We start from the raw sequence: 3,319 nt of genomic DNA on the forward strand, positions 1-3,319 counted from the left end.
GACCGCGGCGCAGCAATTCTCCGCGGCCTACACAGCGCGCCGCCAGAACCCGGCCGCCCGCAACCAGACACCCCAACGGACAACGTGGACCGCCCCGGGCCAACAGCCCAACCAGGTAGCAGCCGCCGCCCAACCCACCCCAATCCAAGCCACAGCAACTCCGGCCCAGACCACGCCGGCTCAGGCGACACCGTCCCAGCCCACCCCAGCCCCAGCGACTCCGGCTCAGGCCGCGCCGGCTCAAGTTGCGGCGGCTCAGATTCCGGTCTCTTCGAGCGCTGAGAAGCCTGAGGGGCTGGTTGCTTTCAAGGCGGACACGAGCAGGGCCTCAGCGGCAGCGTTCTCGGGCACGGCCGGCGACCCCGCGCAGTCCAGCTCAACCTCGGATCCGCAGCTGAGTCCCAGCCAGCAACTACTCGCGAGAGTCGAGGGTCAGGCGACCGGCGCCCGGATGGACGAAGATCCACAGCAAGCGCTCGCCGGCAACGCACCACCCGGCAGCGCCACCCCGGCAGACCCCGCCAAGCCCGCCAGCAACCTGGGCGAAGCCACCGGCTCAACCAGCCACAACAAACACCGCAAGCCCGACAGCAGAGAAGTCTGACCCGCCACCACACAGGTGCCGCCACGCTCACCCGAGCCGGTGCCGGCTTGGCATCAGCCAGGGCGAGCGACGGCTTGGGAATTAGCCAGGGCGAGCGACGGCTTGGGAACTGGCCGGGGCGGCGACCGCGGGTTGAGCTGGGGGTCAGACGTTGGTGGTGGTGCGTTGGCGGCGGCTGAGAACTGCGGTGGCTGCGTCCAGGAGGACGGCGCGGATCTCGTCGTCGCTCACCTCCGACGGCCCCAGTCCGGACGACAGGACCGCGCCGACGACCTCGACCGCCGCGGCTGCGAGCAGCCGGTCGCCGACGGTCGGATCCGGGCCGGCCAGCCAGATCTGGAAGTCCCGGCTCCTGGCAACCACTTCGTCCAGGTCGTCCCCGAAGGCGGCGAGCACGGCCGCCAGGTCACGCAGTACGAGCGGTCCTGCGACGCGGTGCTTGATCACCACGTCGAGATAGGCGCCCATCAGCTCGCGCTCCGTCTCCGCTGACCAGGGCAGCTGGTCGACCAGATTGAGCATCTCGTTGAGATCTTCGAAGAAGCTGCCGATGATCGCCTTCAGCAGCTCATGCTTCGACGAGTAGTGGTAGTACAGCGACGCCTTGGTGATGCCCACCCGTTCGGCGATCTCACGCAGGCTCGTCTTCTCGTAGCCGCGGGTGGAGAACAGCTCCAGCGCCGCCTGATGGATCTCGGCCTTCGTGTCCCGGGCCCTCGTGTCGTGCTGCACCTCACCACCCTCTCACTTTCGCAACCTACCGTGCGGCAGGTAGTCTACCAACCGACCGGCAGGTAGACAGCATCTCGGGAGGGTTTCGTGTTCACTCGGCTCGGACGATTCGTCGTCCACAATCCCTGGAAAGTGATCGCCGCGTGGGTCATCGCGGCGGTCGCCGTCCTCGCCTTCGCGCCGACACTGGCCGACGTCACCAACAAGGACCAGACGAGTTTCCTGCCGGACTCCTACGAGTCGGTGCAGGCGCAGAATCTGGCCGCCGACGCGTTCGGCCAGACCAACGACGCCACCGCGAGCATCGTGGTCAAGCGGGCCGAGGGCGGTGAACTGACCGCCGCGGACCAGGCCAAGGTGACCGAACTCGCGAACAAGATCACCTCCGCCAGGATCGACCGCGTCACCGCGGCCGTGACCGGTCCGCAAGCGGTCTCGCCCAACAAACAGGTCCAGCTGATCAGTGTGGGCTTGAAGGGCACAGCCGATGAGCAGCCCGTGCTCGACGCGGTCAAGAAGGTCCGAGACCTGGCGGGCCCGACCCTCGAAGGCAGCGCACTCTCGTACGGCGTGACCGGTGACGCCGCGCTCTTCCTGGACAATCAGGATGCGTTCAACAACGCCTTCGTGGTGGTCGGTATCGCCACCGTCGTCCTGATCATCGGCCTGCTGCTGTTCATCTACCGCAGCCCGGTCGCGGCGTTCCTGCCGATCCTCACGGTCGGTCTGGTGAGCGCCATCGCACCCGGGTTGATCGCCTTGGCCGCGAAGGCGTTCGACCTTCAGGTGACCCAGGATCTGCAGACGACCCTGACCGTCGTGCTCTACGGCGTCGGCACGGACTACATCCTGTTCCTGCTGTTCCGGTATCGGGAACGCCTTCGCGCCGGCGAGGAGCCGAAGCAGGCTCTCGTGACCGCAACCGCTCGGGTCTCCGAGGTGATCGTCTCCGCCGCCGGTGCGATCGTGGTGGCGTTCAGCGCGTTGCTGCTGGCCGTGTTCGGTGGATTCAAGAGCCTCGGCCCGGGGCTGGCGATCGCTGTCGCCGTGATGGCCTTCGCCGCGATCACGCTGATCCCGGCCGTGGTGTCCCTGCTCGGCCCGAAGGTGTTCTGGCCGTCCAAGTCGTGGCAGAAGACGCCGAAGGGGGCGATGTTCAAGCGGTTCGGCACCTTCACGGCGAGGCGTCCTGCCGTGGTCGCGCTCGCGTCCGGCGCCATCATGGTCGCGCTCGCTCTCGGCACGCTCGGGATGAAGGTCGACTACGACGCGTTCAGCCAACTGCCGTCCGACACGGAGTCCTCCCGCGCCATCAAGGATCTGCAGTCCGGCTTCCCAGCCGGCGCGCTGAACCCGACCAACGTCTACGTCCGCAGCACCAACGGCGCACCGCTCGACCCAGCCGCTCTGGAAACGTTCGCCGGGAAACTGGCGGAGGTGGACGGGGTCGGATCAGTACTGCCCGCCGGTGGAGATGGCCGTCTGGCTCTGCTCAATCCGGACAAGTCCGTTGCTCAGATCAACGTGGTCCTGGACGACACGCCGTACGCGACAGCTGCCTTGGATCTGGTCGACGGCCCGCTCAAGGACACGGCCCACGCTGCTGCGCCGGCTGGAACCAGCGTGCTGGTCGGTGGCGTCACCGCGAGCTACACCGACATCCGGGACGCGAACACCCGGGACCTGTCGGTGATCTTCCCAGTCGCGGGCGGTCTGATCGCGATCATCCTGGCGCTGTTGCTGCGTAGCCTGCTGGCGCCGCTGATCCTGATGCTCGCCGTGGTGCTGAGCTTCTTCGCCACGATGGGCGCGACCGTGTTCGTGTTCCAGGGCGCCGCAGGGCACGCGGGTGTGTCGTTCTCGTTGCCGATCCTGCTCTATCTGTTCGTCGTTGCCATCGGCACCGATTACAACATCCTGATGGTCGCCCGGCTCCGCGAGGAAGCCGAGCTGGGGACCGATCCACGCGAGGCCGCCGATCTC

The 3,319-nt window shown here is 67.4% G+C and carries 3 protein-coding genes; 2 read left to right on the forward strand and 1 reads right to left on the reverse strand.

What is annotated here, in order from left to right; translation table 11 throughout:
- Nucleotides 1–604 (forward strand): hypothetical protein (locus VFG33_RS27720; protein WP_325055908.1); only part of this gene is annotated, 604 nt, incomplete at its 5' end.
- A gap of 144 nt (nucleotides 605–748) precedes the next feature.
- On the opposite strand, the gene VFG33_RS27725 is transcribed toward VFG33_RS27720, so the two are convergent.
- Nucleotides 749–1,336 carry a TetR/AcrR family transcriptional regulator gene (locus VFG33_RS27725; protein ID WP_325055909.1) on the reverse strand — a complete coding sequence of 196 codons (588 nt, stop codon included), beginning with the start codon at nucleotides 1,334–1,336 and terminating at the stop codon, nucleotides 749–751.
- An 87-nt stretch (nucleotides 1,337–1,423) separates the two neighbouring features.
- Between VFG33_RS27725 and VFG33_RS27730 the strand changes: the two genes are divergently transcribed.
- Nucleotides 1,424–3,319, forward strand: a 1,896-nt coding sequence (locus VFG33_RS27730; protein WP_325055910.1) for an MMPL family transporter, incomplete at its 3' end; no start/stop codon positions are given.

It is taken from the genome of Kribbella sp. (assembly GCF_035687465.1).
GTDB lineage: Bacteria > Actinomycetota > Actinomycetes > Propionibacteriales > Kribbellaceae > Kribbella.